This is a genomic window from Streptosporangium sp. NPDC050855 (assembly GCF_044456585.1).
GTDB classification, from domain to species: domain Bacteria; phylum Actinomycetota; class Actinomycetes; order Streptosporangiales; family Streptosporangiaceae; genus Streptosporangium; species Streptosporangium longisporum.
The window spans coordinates 95,365-116,152 of record NZ_JBITFY010000016.1 but is presented as its reverse complement, the minus strand read 5'-3'; the positions used below and the strand labels follow the sequence as shown (position 1 = coordinate 116,152).

Here is a 20,788-nt window from a genome sequence, read left to right as displayed (position 1 = left end):
CGCGCGTGCCTGCCGAGAGTGACGAGCAGGTACGTTATGGGAGTCAAGCGTCTATTTCAGGACGGTCAGCGTGTCGATCTCGCCACAGACGGGACCTCTCGATCCCTGCTCCGAGCACGACGGCGACCCGCCCCGCGGGGGTGGTCTCCGGATCGACGCGCTCGGGCCGCCGCCCGGCCTGCAGGTGAGCGGTGAGGTCGACCGCACCACCAGGCGCCTCTGGCAGGAGGCGCTGAGCGAGCTGGTGTCGGGAGGCGGCGACCGCCACCTGTACCTGTCCGGTCTGACGTTCATCGACGTCCGCGGAGCCTGGCTGCTGGAGCAGTCCGCGCGGGCCCTCGTCGGTGGCGGCAGGCTCTTCCTGCACAGCGCGCCCTACTGCCTGAGATCCGTGCTGGCCCTGATCGGATCGGATTCGGTGTCGATCGAAGTGAAGACCAAATGAGCGTGACGACCGCCGAGACGGAACCCTTCGTCCATCCCGCGCTGTTCTACCGCGGCGACCGGGACTACCTGGAGGGCACCGTCCCCTTCATCCTGGAAGGGCTGAAGGCCGGCGAGCCGGTCGCGGTCGCCGTCCCGGCGCGGAACCTCGCGCTGATCCGGGACGAGCTGGGCGAGGTCGCGCCGCAGGACGCCGAGGTGCTCTTCGTCGACATGGAGCAGGCCGGCCGCAACCCGGGACGCATCATCCCCGCCGTGCTGTGGGCGTTCACCGACCTGCACCCGGGACGCAGGGTCCGCGTCGTCGGCGAGCCCATCTGGCCCGACCGCTCGCCGACCGAGTACGTGGCCTGCCTGCAGCACGAGGCGCTGATCAACCTGGCCTTCTCCGGGCGGGACGTCACCATCCTGTGCCCGTACGACGCCGACGGGCTGGACCCTGAGATCATCCGGCACGCCGAGGAGACCCACCCGGTCATCATCGACGGTACGGACACGCGCGCCAGCACCGGGTACGCGCCCGAGCGGGTCATCCGGGACTGCGGCGGGCCGCTGCCCGAGCCGGCCGGCGCCGAGACCCTGGCCTTCGGCGCGGACGACCTGTGGCGGGTGCGCGCCTTCGCCGTGGCGTACGCGGACGGGATCGGCCTGGCCGGGGAGCGGCTGGAGGACCTGAGGCTGATCGCCAGCGAGCTGGCCGCCAACAGCCTCGAACACGGCGGAGGCTCCGGGGTCGCGCGGATCTGGACCGAGGACCGCCGGATCGTCTTCGACGTCAGCGACACCGGTCACATCGCCGACCCCCTGGCGGGACGGCGCCCGGCCGACTCCCGGCAGCGGGGCTCCCGGGGCCTGCTCGTCACCAACCTCCTCGGCGACCTCGTCCGCGTCCACACCGAGCGGGGGAGGACGACCGTCCGCGTGTACTTCGACGTCCCCTGACAGCCTTCTCGCGCCCGGTCCCGCGTTCCACCCGGTACTTCCATCCCGTTTAAAACGTCCCGGCATGGGACGGCAGGGCGAGAGAGTGCGATCCTGGACGAGAACGACCTCGGCCCGCTCTTCCCGGTGGACCGGAAACCTGGAAAACCTGGAAACACCGACGAAGCCGGCAACAGCGACACCTGGGAGAACGCCATCTTGGCCACACCGCTGCCCGAAGAGCACGAGCTCCCCTTGCGGGGTGCCGCCCAGGGGCCGGTGGGTGACGCGATCGGCACGCTGGCGCTCCCGTCCGGGATCGAGGACCCCTCCCCCGGCGTCACGGCCGGGGTACGGGCCATGCTCGACGTGATGCCGGGCGCGGCCACCTGGTCCAGGCCGGTCCGCGACGAGACGGGCGCGATCCTGGACTTCCTCATCCTGGCCGCCAGCCCGGAGGCCCGGGACGTGCACGGCCGTCAGGGCGAGGAACTGGTCGGCGCGAGCACCCTGGAGCGCTACCCGTCCGTCCACGGCACCGAGCTGTGGGAGACCTACCTCAGGGTGATGGAGACCGGCGAGCCCGGACGCGTCGACCTGTACGAGCACGTCGAGGACGCGGACGGCGTCCCGCACCGCTCCTGGTACGGCGTGCGCTCCGCCCGCGTGGCCGGCGGCCTGCTCAACACCTGGGTCAGCCACGACGGCGAACGGCGCCTGGCCGCCCGCCTGGAACGCACCGAGCAGCTCGGCAACCTGGGCTGGGCGCACTGGAACCTGACGAGCGGGGAGATCACCTGGTCGCCGAGGGTGTACGAGATGCACGGCCGCGACCCGGCCGAGGGCCCCCTCACGCTGGAGCAGTACGCCGCCGCCACCGTCGCCGAGGACCGGGCCGTCCTGGAACGGGCCCTGGCCGCGCTGGCCGAGACCGGCGAGTCCCAGGAGTTCGAGATCCGCGTCCTGCCCGCCGAGGGGGAGGACGGGCCGGGCGTCCGGCACGTCCGGATCTTCGCCGAGGCCGTCCGGGACGCGCAGGGCACGTCGCTGGAGATCCACGCGGTCGTCCAGGACATCACCTCCTGGCGCCGGGCCGCCGACGACCTCGCCGTCGCCAACCGCAGGCTGGAGGAGGAGAACCGCCTCTCGGTCAGCCTGCAGAACGTCATCATGCCGGTCGAGGAGAAGCCCCGGAGCCTTCCCGGCCTGCGGGTGTCCGCGCGCTACGCCCCCGCCGAGAAGGAGGCGTGGCTGGGCGGCGACTGGTACCAGGCCATCGAGCTGGACGACGGGGACGTGCTGCTGGCCGTCGGGGACGTGGCCGGGCACGGGCTGGCCGCGGCCTCCGCGATGGCCAAGCTGCGCCACGCCATCACCGGCCTGGCCTTCGCCCACCACGATCCCGCGCGCATCCTCGCCACGCTCAACCGCATGCTCTGCAAGCTCCGGCCGGACGTGCTGGCCACCGCGATCGTGGCCCGCTACACCCCGGCCGACCGGATGCTGCGCTGGACCCACGCGGGGCATCCGCCGATGCTGCTGGCCAGGGGCGGGCGGGTGGAGCGCCTGCTGCACCCCGGGGTACTGCTCGGCGTCTTCGACGACGCCTCCTACACCTACGGCTCCGTACGGCTGCGCCAGGACGACCTGCTGGTGATGTTCACCGACGGGCTGATCGAGAAACGCGGCCGGGACCTGTACGAGGGGCTGGACCTGGTGAGCGCGACCGTGGCCGAGGTGCTGCGCTCGCACCACGGCGACGACCGGCTGCAGGCGGTCATGGAGGCCATGGTGCCGAGCAGCGACACCGACGACACCTGCGTCCTGGTCGTCCAGGTCGTCGCGCCCGCCCGGGGGGAGGGGTGATGACGGAACTCCACCTGAAGACCACCGCCGCCGAGCTGGGGGCGACCGCCGAGGAGGGGATCGGGGTCGTAGTGATCGGCGGCAGCCTCGACTTCTCCATCCACGAACTCGTCGTCGAGTTCATGGACCGCGCCTTCGACCGGTTCGGGCCGGACCTGATCCTGGACCTCACCGGGCTCGACCTCCTCGACTCCCGGGCGACCGGCCTGATCGTCCTGTGCTGGAAGCGTTCCCTGGAGGAGGGGGGCGAGCTGAGCCTGGTCGCCACCGAACGCGGCGCGACGCGCATCCTGTGGATCACCGGCCTGACGATGCGCATCCGGGCCTTTCCCACGCTGCGCGAGGCCCTGGACGCCCGGCGGACGGCCGAGCAGGGGGACCGGCCCGAGCGGTCGGCCTGAGCGGCCGGTTCGAGTGGCCTGGTTCGGGCGGTCGGTTTGCGCGGTCGACCTGAGCGGCCGGGTTCGCGCTGCCGGTTCGAGCGATCGGTTCGCGCGGCTGGTTCGAGCCGCCGTTCCGCGCTGTGGTGCCGAGCGGCCGTCCCGGGCCGCTGGACCGGTGACGGCGGTCAGTAGCCGCCGAACCAGCCGGGGACGTCCAGCCGGAAGACGTCCAGGGGCGTCACGGCCCGCAGATCGGCCTCCAGGGCGCGCAGGCGGTCCTCGCCCAGCGTCCTCGCCCATCCGGCGCGCAGGTCGTCGAAGATCCGCGCCGACAGGACGAGGCTGTCCACCCCCCGCCCGGTGAGCCGCACGATCTTGCGCCGGGCGTCGTCGGGGTCGTGGGCGCGTTCGACGTAGCCCAGCCGCTCCAGGGTGTCGACCGTCTTGCCCGCGGCCTGCTTGGAGACGCCCAACCGGCGGCCGAGCTCCACCGCGGTGGTGCCCCGCGAGCCGATCGCCTGCATCACGAAGCCGTGCATGGGCCGCAGGTCGGGGTGTCCCCGGCGGGCGAGCTCGGCGTGGAGCTCGTCGATGAGGATCCGGAAGCCGAGGAAGAGCCGGAGCGGGAGCTCGAAGCCCGCGGAGCTCGCGGAGCCCGGGGGGGCCGGCGCGACGGGGGGAGCCGCGGAGCCCGAGGACACCGCGGAGCTGGAAGGACGCGCGGAGCTCGAAGCCACGGGGAACCCCGAAGGGCCCGTGGAGCCCGCGGAGCCGGGAGGGTCGCTGGACACGGGCACCTCCTGCTCGCGGCTCCGACAATGGCGTTGTCGAGTTTAGGGACGCGCGCCGCCCCTGTCACCCGCCCCCTGTCACCCGCCCGGTCGCCCGGCTCAGCGCGTACGGCCGTCCGGGCGGCGCTGGTCCTGGAGCCAGGTGTCGGTCTGGCGGGTGGCCTTGGGCGCGCTGGGGGTGGCGGGCGAGCGGCGGGTGGCGCGGGTCTCGGTCACGGTGAAGTCGGCCACCACGTGCCGGTTGTGCAGCAGGAAGCCCACCACGCCCGCGATCGCCTGCACGCTGCCCCCGGCCCGCGCGTGACCGGTCAGCAGGTAGACCAGCGGCGTGGACGGCTGGTCGAGGGCGAAGTAGCGGCCGTGATGGTGCGCGTCCTGGAGGGTCCTGATGGGGATCGGCCTGGAGGTAGTGAACCACGCGGCGACCTCCCAGGAGGGCTGGGACTGGTCGGCGTCGTTCGACTCCTCGTAGCAGGTCGTGCAACCCCGGCGAGCGTCCTGCCCGTGGGGGCACGCCCAGGCGGCGAGGTCGTGCGGCATGCTGTGCTCGGACATGAGCTGACCGTACCTTCCCGTGCCGGAACCCCGCCGCTTCCCCCGCTCCACGCGCCGGGGCACCGCGGTTTCCCGTTCTCCGTCCTTCCCGAGATCCGGGTTCATCCCCCGATTCCGGACCGTCCCCCCGTCCGCGGACCGATCTTCTTCCCTCGATCGGGCACTCCTCCCCGAATCGGCCCCTCCGATCGGCTCTCCCGCTCCGTCGCCCCGGCACCCCGGCCGGCCGGGGTGCCGCCGACGGCCGACGCCGCCTCACCATATTCCGTTATTTATGCAGTTCAGCGGGGGTAAAGCGCGATCTTGGAAGCGTTTCGGGGACACGGCTACGGGCATCGCACCGGTCTGGGGGCATCCGACGGGGGGACGCATGACACATGGGTTCGACGCTTCCGATCGCCGCGGGCGGGGCGCCGCCGGCGTCCGCGGTGACGGCGTCACGGTGAACGATCCGTCCCGGGGTGCGGACACGCTCGCGCCGGGGCCCGGCCCCGCCGCCCCGGGACCCGGTCCTTCCGGGTTCTCCGAGCTGTCCGAGCTGTCCGAGCTGTCCGAGCTGTCCAGGCTTCCCGGGACGCCCGATCCCCGGGCGGCGGCGGGCCCGTCCAAGGCCCCGCGCTCCCCGGCCGTCCCGGGAGGGACGGCGCCCGCCGGGACCGATCCCGCCGGCCCCTCGCCGCAGATCCGGGCCCCGGAGCTGCCCGCCGCGCGGGGGCCGATCACCACGCTCCTGTTCGAGCGGCTGGTACGCCCCCCGCACCGTTTCGGCCTGTTCTCGCTCCCGCTGATGTCGTTCCCGGCGCGCTTCGCGGGCCCGGTCCTGGCGGACGAGGACGTGCAGCTGGCGCTCTTCGTCTGCTACGAGCTGCACTACCAGGGCTTCCGGGGGGTGGACGAGCGGTGGGAGTGGAACCCCTCCCTGCTGGAGGTGCGGGAGATCCTGGAGACGCGGTTCGAGGAGGGGCTGGCGCGGGCCGTGTCCTGCCCGCCCGCGCCGCGGCCCGGGGACACGCGCCGGGCCCTGGTCGAGCTGGTGGCCGCCGCCGAGGGGCCCGACCTGTCGGTGTTCCTCCAGCGCCAGGCCGACCTGGCCCAGTTCCGCGAGTTCGTCGCGCACCGGTCGATCTACCACCTGAAGGAGGCCGACCCGCACACCTGGGGGATCCCCCGCCTGCGCGGCCGTTCCAAGGCCGCCCTGGTGGAGATCCAGATGGACGAGTACGGCGGCGGGCGTCCCGGGCGGATGCACTCCGAGCTGTTCAGGACCACCATGCGCGGCCTGGGCATGGACGACTCCTACGGCGCCTACCTCGGCCGGGTGCCCGCGATCACGCTCGCGATCTCCAACGCGATGTCGCTGTTCGGCCTGCACCGCCGTCACCTCGGCGCGCTGCTCGGCCAGCTGGCGGCGTTCGAGATGACCTCCTCGATCCCCAACGGGTGCTACTCCCGGGGGGTGCGGCGGCTGGGCGGCGACGAGGAGACCTCGCGCTTCTACGACGAGCACGTGCAGGCCGACGCCGTGCACGAGCAGGTCGCCGCGCACGACATGTGCGGGGGGTTCGTCGCGCAGCACCCCTCGCGCGCCGGTGACGTCCTGTACGGGGCGGCCTGCGGCCTGACCCTGGACCGGCTCTTCGCCGAGCACGTGATGGGGAGCTGGCGCCGGGGCGTCTCGTCACTGCGGGAGGCGGGCGCCACGATCGGGCCGTGACGGCCGCCGTCCGGTCCCCGGCCGCCCCCCCGCCGATCCACCGGGGACGCCCGGCGACCCCGGCCGTCCCCCGCCACCGGTCGTCTCCCCCCGCCGGTCCACCGGGGGGCGCCCGGCGATCCAGGCCGTTCCCGTCACCGAGTCATCGAGTTCCCGTCACGGGGCGTCCGGGCCCGCTCCGTTCCCGGTCCGGTCCGGTCCGTCCTGAGGAGGGTCGGGCTCGCCCGGCGCGCGGAAGCCGATCGCCTTGTGCGAGCCGTCACAGAAGGGCTTGGCGGCGGACCGGCCGCAGCGGCACAGCGCCACCGTCGCCCTGCCGGGGTCGATGGTCCGGCCGTCCTGGGTGAGCAGCTCGAAGGGCCCCCGAACCAGCAGGGGGCCGTCCTCACACGTGGTCACTGTGACCGAATTGTCCCCTTTATGCGGCATTAGAGAAGACTGCCCGCTGATGTCGCGGAGAAACGCGAACGGTGATCGTGGCCCGTACGCACTACCGGCCCATGGCCTGGCGGATCACGTCGCGGGTCCGGTCCACGATCGCCACCGGGCCTCCCAGCAGCAGGTTCCCGAGCGCCGACTCGTTCCCCGGGTGCGGGTGGGTGGGCGCCACCGCCTCGGCGGCCTTCACCCCCGCGGCCAGGGCCCGTCGCTCGGCCACGCTCGTGCGCGCGCGCAGCCGGGGGAACTCGTGCTCCTCCTCCGCGCGGGCATGGGTCAGCACCGCCGTCCGGAGCGCCCGCAGCCCCGCGGGGAAGTCCGGGTGCTCCGGGCCCAGGTCCTCCAGGCCGGCCAGGAGCCGCTTCGCCTCCCGTTCCTCGGCCAGGCGGCCGTCCACCACCTCGTCGCCGTCGTCGAGCAGCAGGCGCACGTAGGGGTGGACGATCTCCTCCTCGGCGGTCTCGTGCACGGCCAGCAGCCGTACGAGCCGCTGGAAGGCCTCCGCCCGCCCGCCCTCGCCGGTGCTCCCCTCCACCTCGTCGAACAGCTCCCCGATCATCCCGTGCTGGCGCACCAGCAGATCCACGACGTCGTTCTCACCCATCAGCTCGGGTGCGATCCGGCGGTCACTCATGGGGCCCCCTTCGGCTCTCCGGTCGATTACCCCTGCTCGCGCCGCGAAACCACGACGGCTCCCGATGGGGCGTGAATAAGCGCGCCGAGGCGGGGTAGGCGTCTCAGCAAAATACATTCTTAACATTTATCCCAAATATGGCGTTCGACGGGACTCGTTTGCGATCAATGTGCCTGTACGAGCCCCTGACCTTGGACGTCCTCCCTCCCGGTCCGGTCCGTCTCGTGCCGGGAGATCGAAAAAATCATCCGGCCGTCCAACAGCAGCTCAGATGGTAAAAACCTTATGCGGCATATAGATCTTTCCGTGAATTTCAGAAGTCTGATGAATGGGAAGGGGCCAGGAGGGTAACCGGAGACTCAGTCGAGATGCACAACCTTTGGAGGGCATCGATGAGTGAATTTCCGACCGGGGCGGGGGAGCGCCCAGGCTATGGCCAGGACTCCCCGAGCACGGCTCAGCACGCCAAGTCCGCCGTCGGGGAGGTCGCCCAGACCGCCAAGGGGCAGACGCAGGCGGTCGCCGGGGAGGCCAAGCAGCAGGCTCGCCAGGTGGTCCAGCAGCTGAAGGGCCGCGTCGGTGACCAGGCGCACCAGCAGAGCCAGCGCGCCGCCCAGGGCATCCGCCAGTGGGCCGACGACCTGGCCGCGATGGGCGAGAGCGCCAAGCCCGACTCACCGGTGTCCGGAGTGGTCCAGCAGGTCGCCGACCAGGGACGGCGCGCGGCCGACTACCTCGACCAGCACGGGCTGGCCGGGGCGGTGGAGGAGGTCCAGACCTTCGCGCGCCGTCGTCCGGGAGCGTTCCTGCTCGGCGCCGTCGCCGCCGGCTTCCTGATCGGCAGGGCCGCCAAGGCCTCGGGCGGAGCCGCGTCCGGCTCCTCCGCGACCGGAGCCGGGACGGGGACGGGCACGTCCTACACGCCGCCGGCCTACCCCACCACGCCGAGCACTCCCTACCCGACCACGCCGCCGGTGTCGGCGCAGCCGCTGACCGAGCCGGTCGTCCGGCCTTCGGTGGACCCGTACGGCACCGAGCCGACGACGACCCGCGAGGGTTTCGGCGGCCCCGGCAGCACCCCGCCGAACACCGGTCTGGGTGGTGAGATCCGATGAGCTATCCCGGCCCTGAGCCGAGTGAGCCGTCACTGGGACAACTGGTCGGGGAGATCGGGGAGGACCTGTCGAGGCTGGTCCGCCAGGAACTGCAGCTGGCCAAGGCCGAACTCCGCGAGGAGGCCGGCAAGGCCGGCAAGGCGGCGGGCCTGCTGGGGGGAGCCGGATTCGCCGGCTACATGGTCGCCCTGCTGCTGACGCTGGCCGTCGTGTTCGGCCTGGGCAATGTCATGGATCTGGGATGGGCCGCGTTGATCGTCGCCGTCATCTGGGCGGTGGTGGGAGCGGTGCTGTACACGACCGGGCGCGCCCGGCTTCGCGAGGTGCAGCCCAAGCCGGAACGTACCGTTGAAACGCTCAAGGAGGATGCCCAATGGGCACGGGACCTGACGAAATAAGGGCAGAGATCGACGCCACCCGCGCCGAGCTGGCAGCGGACGTGGAGCGTCTCGCCGACCGGACGAGCCCGAAGCGGATCGTCCGCCGCCGTACCGACACCGTGCGCCGGCGCATCCAGACGGTGCGCGAGCGCGTCATGGGCACGCCGACGTACGCCGTCCACAAGGTCGGCAACCAGGCGTCGTACGCGGCGGCCGGGGTGCGCGACGCCGCCACCGGCACCGCGGAGACCGTCCGTGACGCCGCCTCCGGCACCGTGGGCACCGTCCGTGACGCGGCCTCCAGCACCGCCGAGACCGTCAAGCAGGGTGCCCAGCAGGCGGCCGAGGTGGTCCAGAACGCGCCTCAGCAGGCGATGCGGAGCACCCAGGGCAACCCGCTGGCCGCCGGAGTGATCGCTTTCGGCGCCGGGCTGCTGGCGGCGACCCTGATCCCGCGGACCGCGGCCGAGGAGCGCGCGGCCGGGCAGATCATGGAGCAGGCCGAGGGTGTGATCGAGCCCGTCAAGCAGGCGGTGCAGGAGTCGGCCCAGTCGCTCGGCCAGGAGGCCAAGGAAGTGGCCCAGGAGGCCGTCCAGCAGGTCAAGGAGAGCGCCACCGGAGCCGCCCAGGCCACCGGTGAGCACGCCCGGGAGCAGGCCCAGCAGGTGGCCGACCACGCCCGTCCGGGCAACGGTCACCAGTAACCGGTGACCGGTAGCCGATGACGGGCCCCGGCCCGTCCGGCGGATTCATCAGAAGATCCGAGCGCCGCCGTCCTCACCGCAGAGGGCGGCGGCCTCCGACAGAGGCGGTGCAACCCCCATGTCAGGTCAGGACACCGGACGCCCGGTCACCGGCTCCGGTCGCGCGGCGGACGACCAGGCGGCTCCCGACAAGCCCACCGAGATGCCCAAGGAATCGTGGTGGGCGGTGTTCAAACGCACCGTCAAGGAGTTCCAGCAGGACAACCTGACCGACTGGGCCGCCGCCCTGACCTACTACGCGGTGCTGTCCATCTTCCCGGCGCTGCTGGCCGTGGTCTCGCTGCTCGGCCTGTTCGGGCAGTCGGCCACCCAGTCGCTCGTCGACAATCTCGGCGCCATCGCCCCCGGTCCCGCCAAGCAGACCCTCGACACCGTGCTGCAGGGCCTGCAGAGCAGCCCGCGCGCGGCCGGCATCAGCACCATCATCGGTATCGCCGTGGCGCTCTGGTCCGCCTCGGGGTACGTCGGCGCCTTCATGCGCGCCGCCAACGTCATGTACGAGATGCCCGAGGGCAGGCCCGTCTGGAAGACCCTGCCGCTGCGGCTGGCCATCACCACCGTCCTGGTGATCCTGATGGCGGTCGGCTCGGTGGCGGTCGTGTTCACCGGCGGCCTCGCCGACCAGGCCGGGAAGGTCCTGGGGGTCGGCGAGACGGCGCTGACCGTCTGGAACATCGCCAAGTGGCCCGTCCTGGTCCTCATCGTGATGGCCACCCTCGCGCTGCTGTACTGGGCCGCGCCCAACGTCCGCCACCCGGGCTTCCGCTGGCTCACCCCCGGCAGTGCCCTGGCCGTGGTGCTCTGGATCGTCGCCTCGGCCGCGTTCGCCTTCTACGTGGCCAACTTCGGCGCCTACAACAAGACCTACGCGGCCCTGTCCGGCGTCATCGTCTTCCTGATCTGGCTGTGGATCTCCAACGTGGCGGTGCTGCTGGGCGTGGAGTTCGACGCCGAGCTCGCCCGCGGCCGGGCCATCGAGGCCGGCCAGTCCGAGCGGCAGGAGCCCTACGTCGAGCCCCGCGACACCCGCAAGTTCGACGACGAGGAGCGCGAGCAGGTCCGCGACATCAAGGGCTGACCCGGCCGGGCCGGCCGCACGACCGGCCCGGCTCGACGGTCCGACGGCCCGAAGGCCCGGCCTCCCAAGGAGGCCGGGCCGTTCTAGTGCTCGCCCGGCAGCGGCCGCATCGCGCCCAGTAGGTCGTCCAGGGGCACGTGGGCGAACCCGATCCGGGCGTCGCTCGCCCCGTACGGCAACCACAGGGCGTCCGCGTGCAGCAGGCCGCCACAGGAGTACACGACGTTGGGCACGTACCCGTCGCGCTCGGTCTCCTCCGGGGTGAGCAGCGTGCCCGGGAGCTCGGCGACGACGCGGTGCGGCTCGTCCAGGTCGAGCAGGAGCGCGCCGATGGCGTAGCGGCGCATCGGGCCGACCCCGTGGGTCAGGACCAGCCAGCCGGCCGCGGTCTCCAGCGGGGAGCCGCAGTTGCCCACCTGGATCAGCTCCCAGCTCTGGCGGGGGGAGTGCAGCGGGATCGGCCGCCGCCACCTGCTCCGCTCGTCGAGCGAGGTCAGGCCGATGGTCTCGCCGTCGGAACGGCAGAGCGCCAGCCGCTGCCCGCCCACCCGGCGGGGGAACAGCGCCATCCCCTTGTTGGCCGCGCCGGGCCCGCGCAGCGGGGTCACCTCGAAGCTGCGCAGGTCGTCGCTGGACAGCAGCTGCGAGCGGATGTGCCGCCCGTCGTAGGCGGTGTAGGTGGCCCGGTACGAGACCGTGCCGTCCTCCTCGACGACCCGCACGAAACGGGCGTCCTCCATCCCGTTGCTCTCGGCGGAGCTGGCGGGCCAGAGCACCCGCCGCTCGACGGGGACCTGTTCGGGGAAGGTCACCGCGTAGTCCGAGGCGGTCGACCGGCGCATCTCCTCCAGGGTCGCGTGCGTGGTGGTACGGGCCAGCAGGTCGGCCGGGAGCCGCGCCACGGCCCGTTCGAACTCGTCGTCGCCGAACAGGTCCGGCAGGGAGCCCAGGACGGTCGCGGAGACCTCGTTGTCGCGGTCCTCGTCGGCGAGCGCCGCGGCCAGCAGGTCCCGCCGGTGCAGGGTGCCGCGCCGGGGGCCGAGGGTCAGCGGCCCCGACCGGTCGGTGACGGCCAGCTCCGCCCCCGGGCCCAGCAGCACCGTGGCGAAACCGATGGACGACAGGTGGCCCTCGCCGATCTGCCGCGTGCTGATCACCGTGCGCAGCTGCCCGGGGAGCAGGCCGGACTGGTCGGGGTGGGCCACCATCGAGGGGTTGCACAGGGCGGCGCCCTCCACGGCGTACTCGTGGCTGAAGTAGGCCCCGACGAGCAGGCGGGTGTCCGGCCCCAGCTCGACATGGCCCGGGACGCGGTGGCGGACCATGTCGTAGTGGTGCAGGAAGGTCGCCTCCAGGTCGCCGTGCCGGTCGCCGAACCGCCGCAGCGTCTCCCGGAGCAGCGCGGCGGTCTCGTCCGGCCCCAGCAGCGCGACCCGGTCGATCAGGGCCGCGGCCCGGCTGCGCACCAGGGCGGCGTCCTCACCCGGGACGAACAGCTTGACGACCACCCTGCGCGGGTCCGGTGCCAGGGTCGGGCCGAGCCGGGTGGCCAGGTCCCGGACGGTCACGGCGTCTCGGCCCGTCCGAGAGGCGGCCCGCCGGCCCGCCGCGCGTCCTGCCGCGCACCCTCGCCCGGTACGGCATCGCCGTGCCGGGGCCGCCCGCCCTGTCGCGGCAGCCCGGCCTCCGGGGAGTGCCCGGCCGCGCGCAGCCGCTCGGCGTGCTGCATCGTGGAGATGAACGCGATGGTCGACTCCGCACCCTGGTTCAGGTTGGGGCCGTACGGGGTCAGGCCGTCGTGGCCACCACCGGTCGCGGCGTCCCACATCACCGCGCCACCGTCGTTGACGCCCCGGAACCACGCCACGGCCCGCCACACCCCCGCCCGCCAGACGGGGTCGCCGGTGACGGCCTCCGCGACGGCGAAGGCGTCGGCGAGCGCGGCCGGCTCGATCGGCTGCTGGTCGTAGCGGTCCCGGGGACCGCCCCTGCGCCACCCGCTCACCGGGACCACCGAGAACCGGCCGCCCGTGGTCTGCACCTCGCCGAGCCAGGCCAGCATCCGCAGGCCCGCGGCGAGCGTACGGCCGTCACCCCCGAGGTGACCGGCACTGATGAGCACCTCGGCCAGGGCCGCGTTGGCGTAGGTCAGCTCCGGCTGCGGCCACGGCCAGTCCGGATCGTCAGGGGGCGGGCCGACCGCGAGGGCGGCGTCCGACAGCAGGGCCGCGGCCGGGGCGCTGTCCGGGTGGGCGCGCAGCACCTCCGCCGCGCCCAGCCCGGCGAACACCATGGCCCGCGGGTGCGGGGACCTCCTGGTCGCGCCGAGGGTGAAGGCCATCATGGCCTCCTCGCGGATCCACCGGGCCGGGTCGCGGACCGCCGCGGTCCCCAGGCCCCACAGCGCCCGCCCCCACCAGTCGCCGAGACCGGGCTCGTCGCTCCAGCGCCGGTCGTAGGAGAGCCGGTTGCGGAACGCGCCGGAGTCGTCCTGCGCGTGGGTGAGGAAGGCCAGGTAGCGCTCGGCGAGCCGGTGCACCTCCGGGGACGGCGAGGGCTCGCGGGAGGCGACGACGAGCCCGCGGGCGACGTCGTCGGTGCAGTAGCCGTGCTGGCGGCGGGCGACGGCGTGCCGGGCGTGCTCGAACAGCCCGGTGTCGTCGCTCAGCCGTACCAGGTGCCGGAAGTCCGGGCCGGACGGTACGGCGGCGGGCGCGGTGGAACACCCGGCGGGGTCCGGGGCGAGGGGGGCCTCGGAGGAGCCGGGGGGCACGGGGGGAGCCGGGGTCACGGCAGCGCCACCGCCGCGGCGGCCGGTCGCTCGGACAGAAGGCTCCGGGCGAGGTTCTCGTAGCGGGCCGCCACGGCCGGCCACAGCAGGGTCGGGGCCACCACGCGGGCACGGTTCCTGAGCTCGTCGGCCAGGCCAGGCTCGGTCAGGATCCGGCGCACCGCGGCGGCGAGCGCCACCGGGTCCTCGTGCGGCACGAGCAGGCCGGGCCCGTCGGTGAGCAGCTCCACCGCGTGCGGGAAGGACGTGGCGACGATCGGCACGCCGGCCGCCACCGCCTCGATGAGCACCCCGGAGGTGACCTGCTCCTGCGAGTCGTACGGCAGCACGACCACGTCGGCCGAGCGGATCAGCCGGATCAGCGTGGTCTGGTCGCGGTAGATCGGGTCGTAGTGCACGTCGTCGGCCACGCCCAGCCGCTCGCCCAGCCGCTCCAGCCCGTCGCGGTAGGACTCGCCGTACTGCTCCAGCACCTTGGGATGGGTCTTGCCCGCCACCGTGTACGTCGGGGAGGGCGAGAGGTCGCCCAGCAGGGACAGCGCCCGCAACGCCCACTCGATGCCCTTGCCCGGGCCGATCAGCCCCCAGGTGAGCAGGCGCGGGCGCGGCTGCCGCACGGCCAGGACGTGCATGTGCTCGGCGGCCCCGTGCGGGATGACCGAGACCTTGCGCGCGTCCACCCGGTAACCGCCGAACAATCGGTCGCGGGCGGTGCCGGTCATGGTCACCACCGCGCCCGCGGCGTCCACGATCTCCTCCAGCAGGCTCCGCTGCCGGGGGGTGGGGCGGGTCAGCACGGTGTGCAGGACCACGATGCTGGGCACGGACAGGGCGCGCAGCAGCGGCAGGACGTCCTGGCCGTCCGCGCCCGGGTAGATGCCGTACTCGTGCTGGACGACCGCGACGTCGAACCGTTCCAGGGCCGAGGTCGCCGCCCGCCAGCCCTCCCTCTCGCCGGGCGTCCAGGTGTGCACGACCCCGCGCGCGGGACGCGCGTCGTCGGAGTCGGTGACGACCCGGACGATCCCGCCGCGGGTCCCGCCCTCACCGAGGTGGGCGGCCAGCGCGGAGTTGAAGGTCGCCAGCCCACACTGGGTGGGCGGATGGGTGCTGAGAAAGCCGTATGTGCGGACCAACTGTCATACCTCCGGTCATCGGCCGCTCCGGGTGCGGATGCGGCCTCACGCGGTGGAGACGTCCATCGGCCGGCGTGATGACGGATGGAGTTCGAAGCCTGGTGCCGGGGCCGTCCTCGTCGGGGCCGGCTTTCCGCGATCCCACATCCAATGGCAGGCTCTGCGTCACTTCGACAGTATCAATGCCCTATTTACGGCCCAGCATGCTGCGATATACCTGTAAATAGTCGTTCACCATCCGGTCAACGCCGAACCTGCGTTCGGCCTGGGCGCGGCAATCCGCCCGGTCGATCGCGCCGGCGCGCGCCACCGCGGAGACCGCCTCCTCGACCGTGCCGACCAGCAGGCCGGTGATCCCGGGGTCCACCACCTCCGGCATGGACCCGCGCCGGTAGGCGATGACCGGGGTGCCGCAGGCCATCGACTCGACCACCGACAGGCCGAAGGGCTCGTCGAACGCGATGGGGTGCAGCAGCGCCAGGCTGCCGCCCAGGATCTCCGCCCGCCGCTCGGGGCCGACCGAGCCGAGGAACCTGACCCGCTCGCCGTCGACGTGCGGGGCGACCTCCTCGTCGAAGTACCGCCGGTCCTGGACGATCCCGCAGACGGTCAGCGGCAGCCCGGCCCGCCGGGCGATCTCGATCGCGGTGGCGGTGCCCTTGTCGGGATGGACGCGGCCGAAGACGACCAGGCCGGGACCGCCGTGCGGATCGAACGGCAGCAGGCCCAGGTCCACGCCGTGGTAGACGGTGGCGACGTAGTCCAGCTCGTCGGAGCGGTCGGAGTCGGAGATGGAGACGTACGCCGACCGGGCACGCGCGTAGGCGGGCAGGATCCCCGCCCCGGAGAAGCCGTGGACGGTGGTGACCATCGGGGCGCGGCAGTGCCCGGCGAAGGCCAGCGGCAGCCAGTCGAGGTGGTTGTGCACGAGGTCGAACTCGCCGGAGCGGCCCAGCGCGTGCGCGACGTGCATGGCCTCCCAGACCCGCCCGTCCATCGACGGGTCCTCGGCGTAACCGGCCGGGCAGACCCCGTCGAGCGAACCCGCGGTGATCGAGTCCAGGGTGGCGAAGAGCGTCACGTCGACGCCCCTGGCGACCAGCCCCTCGGCGAGGAGCCCGGTGACCAGCTCCCAGGGCCCGTAGTGCCGGGGCGGCGTGCGCCAGGCGACCGGGCCGAGCAGGGCCACCTTCACGGGGCGCCCGCCCCGCCCGGAAGCGGATGACCGCGACCTTCCTGCGATGTCACGTGTTCACTCCCTGGCTCGGCCGGCGTACATGCCGGGTTCTAGCTTCTCGTCGGGCCGTTGAGAACGCGTCGACGATCCTTTTCCCGGCCGGGACGGCGAGGACACGTCGAGGATCCACCCCGGCCGAGCCGATGAGGACACGCCGAGAACTCACCTCTGGCCGGACTGGTAGGGGCGGAGCCAGGCGAAGACCACGCTGCCGAAGTTCACCAGCATGGTGTGGGGAGCGCGGCCGGCCGTCTCGGTGACCTGGAGCCGGGTCACCGCGCCGTCCCGCATCCAGCCCGCCACCTCGTCCTCGGTGGGCCGGTGGCCGTGCACGCGCAGCATCAGGTCGTGGGGCTGCCCGGCGATCCGCAGGTGCAGCTCGCATACGGGTTCGGTGTCCGCCATGATTCGCCGTCCAAGTGGAGTAGACCCGGCGGAGTTGTCGGCGTCCCTTCCGAGAGTACCCCCCGCCCGCCCGGAGGCCGGAAACCCCGCCACACGCCCCCCGTCGCACGCTCCCCGCCACACGCTCCCCGTCGCGCGTCCCTGACGCGGGGCGGCCGTCCCGCGCGGTCTCGCCCCGGCTGTCCGTGCCGACCGGCTTTGAAGGCCATTGTCGCGATCGCCGATTCAATGATGAAAAATCACAAAAAACTCTCGGCTACGCGTGGCATTAAGTGGACAACGCCATTCCGAACACCGATTCCGGTGGATGTTTCCCGTGGTTCGCGGTCTCATATTCCAGCCAGCCCTCCGGGGATGTTTTCTGGGATGAGGAAAGTCATATGGCCAATTCGCGCAGAATGACGGCGATCGCCGTCGCGCTCATGACGACGGTCGGCTTCGCGGCCGTCGGTACGCAGTCGTCGACGGCCGCGACGGCCGCTTCCACGGAGACGACGACCGCGGCGGCACCCGCCAGGGAGCTCCGGATCACCCGCTTCCTCGGGGAGCAGCGCCTGCCGCACAAGCTGCGGCTCTCCGGGACCACCGTCGGCGGCCTGTCCGGGATCGACCGCGACCCGCGTACCGACACCTGGTACTTCATCTCCGACGACCGGTGGCGCTACAACCCGGCCCGTTTCTACACCGGCCGCCTGGCCATCGACCGCGCCACCGGGGCGTTCACCGGGGTGAACCTCACCGGGGTCACCACCCTGCGCCGCCAGGGCGGGAGCGCCTACCCCGCCTACGGCCGGCCCCGCTCCGCCGACCCCGAGACGATCCGCTTCGACCGGTGGAGCCGCCGCCTGATCTGGGCCCAGGAGGGCGACCGGCCGGACGAGGCCAACCCCGACATCCCCGTCTCCGACCTGTTCGTCCGCTGGACCGACCGCAGGGGCCGCCACCTCGGCGACCTGTCGATGCCCGGCAACCTGAAGATGACCGCCACCGCCAGCGGACCCCGCCGGAACTTCGGGTTCGAGGGCCTGACCACCACCGAGCACTCCGTCGTCGCGGTCACCGAGGGGCCGCGCCACGAGGACGGCCCGGTGCCCACCGCCCGGCGCGGAGCCGCGGCCCGCATCACCGTGTGGAGCCGTGACGGCCGGCCGCGCGCGCAGTACGCCTACCCGATCGACCCGCTGCCCGCGGCGCCGATCCCGGCGAACGGCAAGTCCGACAGCGGCGTGTCGGAGATCCTGGCCATCGACGACCGCCGCTACCTCGCCCTGGAGCGTTCCTGGATCGAGGGCGTCGGTTACCGGGCCAAGCTGTACGAGGTCGACCTGGGCGGTGCCACGAACGTGCTGAACAGGGACAGCCTGGTCGGCGGGCGCCCGTACCGTCCGGTGGTCAAGCGCCTGGTCTCCGACCTCAGCACGGTACGGACGCCCGTGCAGAACCTGGAGAGCCTGGCCTGGGGCCCGCGCCTGCGCACCGGCGAGTGCACGCTGGTGGTCGGCGCCGACGACAACTTCGACCGGCGGGAGGCCAACCAGTTCCTGGCCTTCGCCGCGCGGGGCTGCTGAGGGGCCGTGATCCGGCTCTGAGGCCGTCCGGGGTCGAGGCGACCCGGCTGTGAGTCGACCCGGTCTCACGACCGTCCGGCACCGGAACGGTCGGTCCTGAGAACGATCCGCCTCCGGCACGATCCGCCTTCTGAACGATTCGGCGCGTCCGGGACCTGGCATTCAGGTCCCGGGCGCGCCGGACGCGCGATCAACCGCCTGTCACGAGCCACCCGGGGACGGTCCCGGCGGCAGGGTCGTCATCTCACGGGGCGGCGTCCGCGCCGCGAGGCCCCGGACGGTGATTACATGGCGGCCATCACCGGCCAATCGGGTCGTCCCCCTGCCGGGGGGATTCGTCGCGCGTATTACTCCGGAGGGAAACGCCTCATCGAATCCGAATAAGGTACGACCGATACGAATGGGCGTCTCAGACGACCTGGGGCGGATCCCCGAGCCGTAATGAATGGACGAATTCCGGTCATTTCAGGAGCCGTGGCGACCCTCGGAGGGAGGAGTACCCCGCGGTGGGCCGGCGAGACCTGCAGGCCCGGCCGGCCCCTCCCGCCGTGGGAACGTCCATGCTGGTGACGTGAACGAGGGACACCTGCCGATCGGGCGGTTCGCCCGGCTGTGCCGGCTCAGCGTCAAGCAGTTGCGGCACTACGACGAGCTGGGCCTGCTGGCCCCGGACCGGGTCGATCCGGACACCGGATACCGCTACTACCTGCCACGGCAGGCACGTGCCGCGATGCTGATCGCCATGCTCCGCTCCCTGGACGTGCCCCTGCGGTCCATCGCGCGGGTGCTGGACGGCGAGACCGGCGTGCTGGACGGGGTACGCGACCGGATGCGGGCCGACCTGGCACGCCGCGAGCGCAACGTCGCCGCGCTGCAGCGCATCCTCTCCGACGGCATGCCCCGCCCGGAGGTGACCGTCGTCCACGAGCCGGCCCGGCGCGTGGCCGTGGTGCGGGACGTCGCGGCACCGGAGGAGATCGGCGCCGTCACCTCGGCGTGCATGGCCCGGCTGATGGCGGCCGTGGGCCCGCCCGAGGGGCTGCTGATCGGGCTGTTCCCGCTCGACCTCACGCAGGAGGTCCCGGTGACCGTCGCGGCCGAGACGTCCCGGGACGTCCCCGGCACGTCCCCGGACGTCCTGCCGGGCGGCTCGTACGCCTCGGCCACCCACGTGGGGCCGTACGACCAGATCTCCCTCACCGGGCACGCGCTGCTCGCCTGGGCGGGAGAGCGCGGGCACACCCCCGTCGGCCCGCTGCGCGAGGTGTACGTCTCCGACCCCGCGACCACACCGCCGGACCGGCTGGTCACCCACCTGATGATCAAACTGGAGGGCGAGGGGTGAACCCGTGCTCCGCGCGTCGTGGCAGTCGTTCCCAAGCGATCCACAAGATCGCGCGGTCACGATGACGCGTGAGACCACGACAGAAGGAGTGTTCATGCGCGTGATGAGACGCCTGGGGGCCATGGCTGCGGCGCTGGCCGTCCCGTTCCTCGTCGTTCTGATGGGCGACACGGCGACGGCGGAGGCCATCCGCATCGCCAACCACTGCGAACCGCCCCTTGACGCCGACTGAGCGGCTCACGCGGCTCGCCGGGTACCGCCGGATCAGGACGATCCGGCGGTACCTGCTCCGCGGGACCTACTGCTGCGGACGCGGCTGGTACGCCGAGGGGGAGCGGTGGGCACGGCGGGCGGACGAGACCGTCCACCGGGTGGACCCCGCCGACCGGGCCGCGCTCCTGGTCGAGCTGGCGACGCTGTGGCACGGGCTCACCCGGTACGCGCGGGCGTACCGCTGCGCCCGGCAGGCGGTGGAACCGCTGACGCGGATCCCCGCGGAGCCGCGGCGCGACCGCTCGCTCGCCGACGCGCTCGTCCTGTCGGGCGACGTCGCGCGCAGGGCGGCCCGGTACGCCGAGGCCGGATCCCACCTGCACGAGGCGCTCGCCCTGGTGGAGGAGACCGACCACGTACGACGGGCGACCGTCCTGCTGGCCCTGGGGGTACTGGGCAAGGACACCGGCCGTCACGAGGAGGCCGAAGCCCGGTACCGGCAGGCGCTGTCCCACCTGGAGCGGCACGGCGGAAGTCCCCTGATGGAGGCGGACGCCCTGCACAACCTCGCGGGACTCGCGCACGCCCGGGGCGCTCCTGGAGGGGAGGAGCACGCCAGGGCCGCGATCGAGATCCGGAGCAGGACGCTCGGGCCGGCCCACCCGCAGGTCGCCGGGGACCTGGCCGTGCTCGGTGCCGTGCTCGCGGCCGAGGGCAGGCACGCCGAGGCCGAGGACGCGCTGCGCCGTGCCCTGGACGTCTTCCGCGACCGCCTGGGGGCCGACCACTACGAGGTCGCGGTGTGCCAGGTGAACCTGGCGCGTCTGGACGCGCTCCAGGGGCGGGCCGAGGAGGCGGAACGGCGCTACCGGGAGGCGCTGTCCATCAAGCGCCTGGTGCTGGGCGACGGCCATCCGGAGGTGGAGCGGCTGGCCGCGGTGGTGGGAACGACGTCCGGGGGCCCCTGACCGCGGCGGGGACGGCCCTCCGGGGGCTCCCGGTCACTGCGG

22 protein-coding genes are annotated in these 20,788 nt (G+C 72.9%); 13 read left to right on the top strand and 9 right to left on the bottom strand.

The genetic code is table 11. The annotated features are described in order from the left end of the window. Nucleotides 1-70 precede the first annotated feature (70 nt). The 4 genes from ACIBCT_RS28930 (at nucleotide 71) to ACIBCT_RS28915 (ending at nucleotide 3,632) form a co-directional block, all read left to right on the top strand. The gene (locus tag ACIBCT_RS28930; protein ID WP_399193829.1) at nucleotides 71-445 is read left to right on the top strand and encodes an STAS domain-containing protein; all 375 of its coding nucleotides are present in this window, start codon (nucleotides 71-73) and stop codon (nucleotides 443-445) included. Then, complete coding sequence (locus ACIBCT_RS28925; RefSeq protein ID WP_399193827.1) at nucleotides 442-1,386, top strand: anti-sigma factor RsbA family regulatory protein; 945 nt, start codon at nucleotides 442-444, stop codon at nucleotides 1,384-1,386. The genes ACIBCT_RS28930 and ACIBCT_RS28925 overlap by 4 nt, the downstream gene beginning before the upstream one ends. Before the next feature lie 198 nt (nucleotides 1,387-1,584). Beyond that, entirely contained in the window at nucleotides 1,585-3,231 is a 1,647-nt protein-coding gene (locus tag ACIBCT_RS28920) for a PP2C family protein-serine/threonine phosphatase (protein ID WP_399193825.1), read from the top strand. Then, nucleotides 3,231-3,632 (top strand): STAS domain-containing protein, encoded by a 402-nt coding sequence (locus ACIBCT_RS28915; protein WP_344899488.1) that lies wholly within the window; start codon nucleotides 3,231-3,233, stop codon nucleotides 3,630-3,632. Before ACIBCT_RS28920 ends, ACIBCT_RS28915 begins: the two co-directional genes overlap by 1 nt. A 167-nt stretch (nucleotides 3,633-3,799) precedes the next feature. Here ACIBCT_RS28915 and ACIBCT_RS28910 read toward each other — a convergent pair whose 3' ends face one another. Next, nucleotides 3,800-4,351 carry a MarR family winged helix-turn-helix transcriptional regulator gene (locus tag ACIBCT_RS28910; protein WP_399193823.1) on the bottom strand — a complete coding sequence of 184 codons (552 nt, stop codon included), beginning with the start codon at nucleotides 4,349-4,351 and terminating at the stop codon, nucleotides 3,800-3,802. Nucleotides 4,352-4,504: 153 nt separating this feature from the next. Further along, complete coding sequence (locus ACIBCT_RS28905) at nucleotides 4,505-4,960, bottom strand: hypothetical protein (RefSeq protein WP_399193821.1); 456 nt, start codon at nucleotides 4,958-4,960, stop codon at nucleotides 4,505-4,507. Nucleotides 4,961-5,402: 442 nt separating this feature from the next. Here ACIBCT_RS28905 and ACIBCT_RS28900 point away from each other — a divergent pair, with 442 nt between their 5' ends. Further along, nucleotides 5,403-6,674: an iron-containing redox enzyme family protein gene (locus tag ACIBCT_RS28900; RefSeq protein ID WP_399193819.1), complete on the top strand. Its 1,272-nt coding sequence runs from the start codon at nucleotides 5,403-5,405 to the stop codon at nucleotides 6,672-6,674. A 156-nt stretch (nucleotides 6,675-6,830) separates the two neighbouring features. On the opposite strand, the gene ACIBCT_RS28895 is transcribed toward ACIBCT_RS28900, so the two are convergent. Then, entirely contained in the window at nucleotides 6,831-7,073 is a 243-nt protein-coding gene (locus tag ACIBCT_RS28895) for a CDGSH iron-sulfur domain-containing protein (RefSeq protein WP_399193817.1), read from the bottom strand. 91 nt (nucleotides 7,074-7,164) lie between these two features. After that, complete coding sequence (locus tag ACIBCT_RS28890; protein WP_399193815.1) at nucleotides 7,165-7,746, bottom strand: hemerythrin domain-containing protein; 582 nt, start codon at nucleotides 7,744-7,746, stop codon at nucleotides 7,165-7,167. A 392-nt stretch (nucleotides 7,747-8,138) separates the two neighbouring features. On the opposite strand from ACIBCT_RS28890, the gene ACIBCT_RS28885 reads away from it, so the two are divergent. The 4 genes from ACIBCT_RS28885 to ACIBCT_RS28870 all read left to right on the top strand — a co-directional run bounded on the left by ACIBCT_RS28885 (nucleotide 8,139) and on the right by ACIBCT_RS28870 (nucleotide 11,083). Then, complete coding sequence (locus tag ACIBCT_RS28885) at nucleotides 8,139-8,861, top strand: hypothetical protein (RefSeq protein ID WP_399193813.1); 723 nt, start codon at nucleotides 8,139-8,141, stop codon at nucleotides 8,859-8,861. After that, nucleotides 8,858-9,259 carry a phage holin family protein gene (locus ACIBCT_RS28880; RefSeq protein ID WP_344899474.1) on the top strand — a complete coding sequence of 134 codons (402 nt, stop codon included), beginning with the start codon at nucleotides 8,858-8,860 and terminating at the stop codon, nucleotides 9,257-9,259. Before ACIBCT_RS28885 ends, ACIBCT_RS28880 begins: the two co-directional genes overlap by 4 nt. Further along, nucleotides 9,235-9,945: a DUF3618 domain-containing protein gene (locus ACIBCT_RS28875; RefSeq protein WP_399193811.1), complete on the top strand. Its 711-nt coding sequence runs from the start codon at nucleotides 9,235-9,237 to the stop codon at nucleotides 9,943-9,945. Before ACIBCT_RS28880 ends, ACIBCT_RS28875 begins: the two co-directional genes overlap by 25 nt. 118 nt (nucleotides 9,946-10,063) lie before the next feature. Beyond that, a complete protein-coding gene (locus ACIBCT_RS28870; RefSeq protein WP_399193809.1) occupies nucleotides 10,064-11,083 on the top strand; it encodes a YihY/virulence factor BrkB family protein in 1,020 nt (339 codons plus the stop codon). Nucleotides 11,084-11,166: 83 nt separating this feature from the next. On the opposite strand, the gene ACIBCT_RS28865 is transcribed toward ACIBCT_RS28870, so the two are convergent. The 5 genes from ACIBCT_RS28865 to ACIBCT_RS28845 form a co-directional block, all read right to left on the bottom strand. Further along, the gene (locus ACIBCT_RS28865) at nucleotides 11,167-11,823 is read right to left on the bottom strand and encodes a hypothetical protein (RefSeq protein ID WP_399194040.1); all 657 of its coding nucleotides are present in this window, start codon (nucleotides 11,821-11,823) and stop codon (nucleotides 11,167-11,169) included. 824 nt (nucleotides 11,824-12,647) lie between these two features. Further along, a complete protein-coding gene (locus ACIBCT_RS28860) occupies nucleotides 12,648-13,874 on the bottom strand; it encodes a glycosyltransferase (RefSeq protein ID WP_399193807.1) in 1,227 nt (408 codons plus the stop codon). Then, entirely contained in the window at nucleotides 13,871-15,010 is a 1,140-nt protein-coding gene (locus ACIBCT_RS28855) for a glycosyltransferase (protein ID WP_399193805.1), read from the bottom strand. The genes ACIBCT_RS28860 and ACIBCT_RS28855 overlap by 4 nt, the downstream gene beginning before the upstream one ends. Before the next feature lie 187 nt (nucleotides 15,011-15,197). Beyond that, nucleotides 15,198-16,205, bottom strand: coding sequence for a glycosyltransferase family 4 protein (locus tag ACIBCT_RS28850; protein WP_399193803.1), 1,008 nt, complete (start codon nucleotides 16,203-16,205; stop codon nucleotides 15,198-15,200). Nucleotides 16,206-16,409: 204 nt separating this feature from the next. Then, nucleotides 16,410-16,652: a hypothetical protein gene (locus ACIBCT_RS28845; RefSeq protein WP_399193801.1), complete on the bottom strand. Its 243-nt coding sequence runs from the start codon at nucleotides 16,650-16,652 to the stop codon at nucleotides 16,410-16,412. A 380-nt stretch (nucleotides 16,653-17,032) separates the two neighbouring features. On the opposite strand from ACIBCT_RS28845, the gene ACIBCT_RS28840 reads away from it, so the two are divergent. The 4 genes from ACIBCT_RS28840 to ACIBCT_RS28825 all read left to right on the top strand — a co-directional run bounded on the left by ACIBCT_RS28840 (nucleotide 17,033) and on the right by ACIBCT_RS28825 (nucleotide 20,746). Beyond that, nucleotides 17,033-18,220 carry an esterase-like activity of phytase family protein gene (locus ACIBCT_RS28840; RefSeq protein WP_399193798.1) on the top strand — a complete coding sequence of 396 codons (1,188 nt, stop codon included), beginning with the start codon at nucleotides 17,033-17,035 and terminating at the stop codon, nucleotides 18,218-18,220. A gap of 571 nt (nucleotides 18,221-18,791) precedes the next feature. Next, nucleotides 18,792-19,565, top strand: a complete 774-nt coding sequence (locus ACIBCT_RS28835; protein ID WP_399193796.1) for a MerR family transcriptional regulator — start codon at nucleotides 18,792-18,794, stop codon at nucleotides 19,563-19,565. 94 nt (nucleotides 19,566-19,659) lie between these two features. Then, on the top strand, nucleotides 19,660-19,797 hold the full coding sequence (locus tag ACIBCT_RS28830) for a hypothetical protein (RefSeq protein ID WP_399193795.1): 138 nt from the start codon (nucleotides 19,660-19,662) through the stop codon (nucleotides 19,795-19,797). After that, a complete protein-coding gene (locus ACIBCT_RS28825; RefSeq protein WP_399193793.1) occupies nucleotides 19,784-20,746 on the top strand; it encodes a tetratricopeptide repeat protein in 963 nt (320 codons plus the stop codon). The genes ACIBCT_RS28830 and ACIBCT_RS28825 overlap by 14 nt, the downstream gene beginning before the upstream one ends. Nucleotides 20,747-20,788 lie beyond the last annotated feature (42 nt).

Bases quoted from the DNA above. Each gene is read 5' to 3' on its own strand.
- ACIBCT_RS28925 (WP_399193827.1), top strand. From the start codon at position 442: ATGAGCGTGACGACCGCCGAGACGGAACCCTTCGTCCATCCCGCGCTG.
- ACIBCT_RS28915 (WP_344899488.1), top strand. From the start codon at position 3,231: ATGACGGAACTCCACCTGAAGACCACCGCCGCCGAGCTGGGGGCGACC.
- ACIBCT_RS28905 (WP_399193821.1), bottom strand. From the start codon at position 4,960: ATGTCCGAGCACAGCATGCCGCACGACCTCGCCGCCTGGGCGTGCCCC.
- ACIBCT_RS28890 (WP_399193815.1), bottom strand. From the start codon at position 7,746: ATGAGTGACCGCCGGATCGCACCCGAGCTGATGGGTGAGAACGACGTC.
- ACIBCT_RS28885 (WP_399193813.1), top strand. From the start codon at position 8,139: ATGAGTGAATTTCCGACCGGGGCGGGGGAGCGCCCAGGCTATGGCCAG.
- ACIBCT_RS28880 (WP_344899474.1), top strand. From the start codon at position 8,858: ATGAGCTATCCCGGCCCTGAGCCGAGTGAGCCGTCACTGGGACAACTG.
- ACIBCT_RS28875 (WP_399193811.1), top strand. From the start codon at position 9,235: ATGGGCACGGGACCTGACGAAATAAGGGCAGAGATCGACGCCACCCGC.
- ACIBCT_RS28870 (WP_399193809.1), top strand. From the start codon at position 10,064: ATGTCAGGTCAGGACACCGGACGCCCGGTCACCGGCTCCGGTCGCGCG.
- ACIBCT_RS28865 (WP_399194040.1), bottom strand. From the start codon at position 11,823: ATGGAGGACGCCCGTTTCGTGCGGGTCGTCGAGGAGGACGGCACGGTC.
- ACIBCT_RS28845 (WP_399193801.1), bottom strand. From the start codon at position 16,652: ATGGCGGACACCGAACCCGTATGCGAGCTGCACCTGCGGATCGCCGGG.
- ACIBCT_RS28840 (WP_399193798.1), top strand. From the start codon at position 17,033: ATGGCCAATTCGCGCAGAATGACGGCGATCGCCGTCGCGCTCATGACG.
- ACIBCT_RS28830 (WP_399193795.1), top strand. From the start codon at position 19,660: ATGCGCGTGATGAGACGCCTGGGGGCCATGGCTGCGGCGCTGGCCGTC.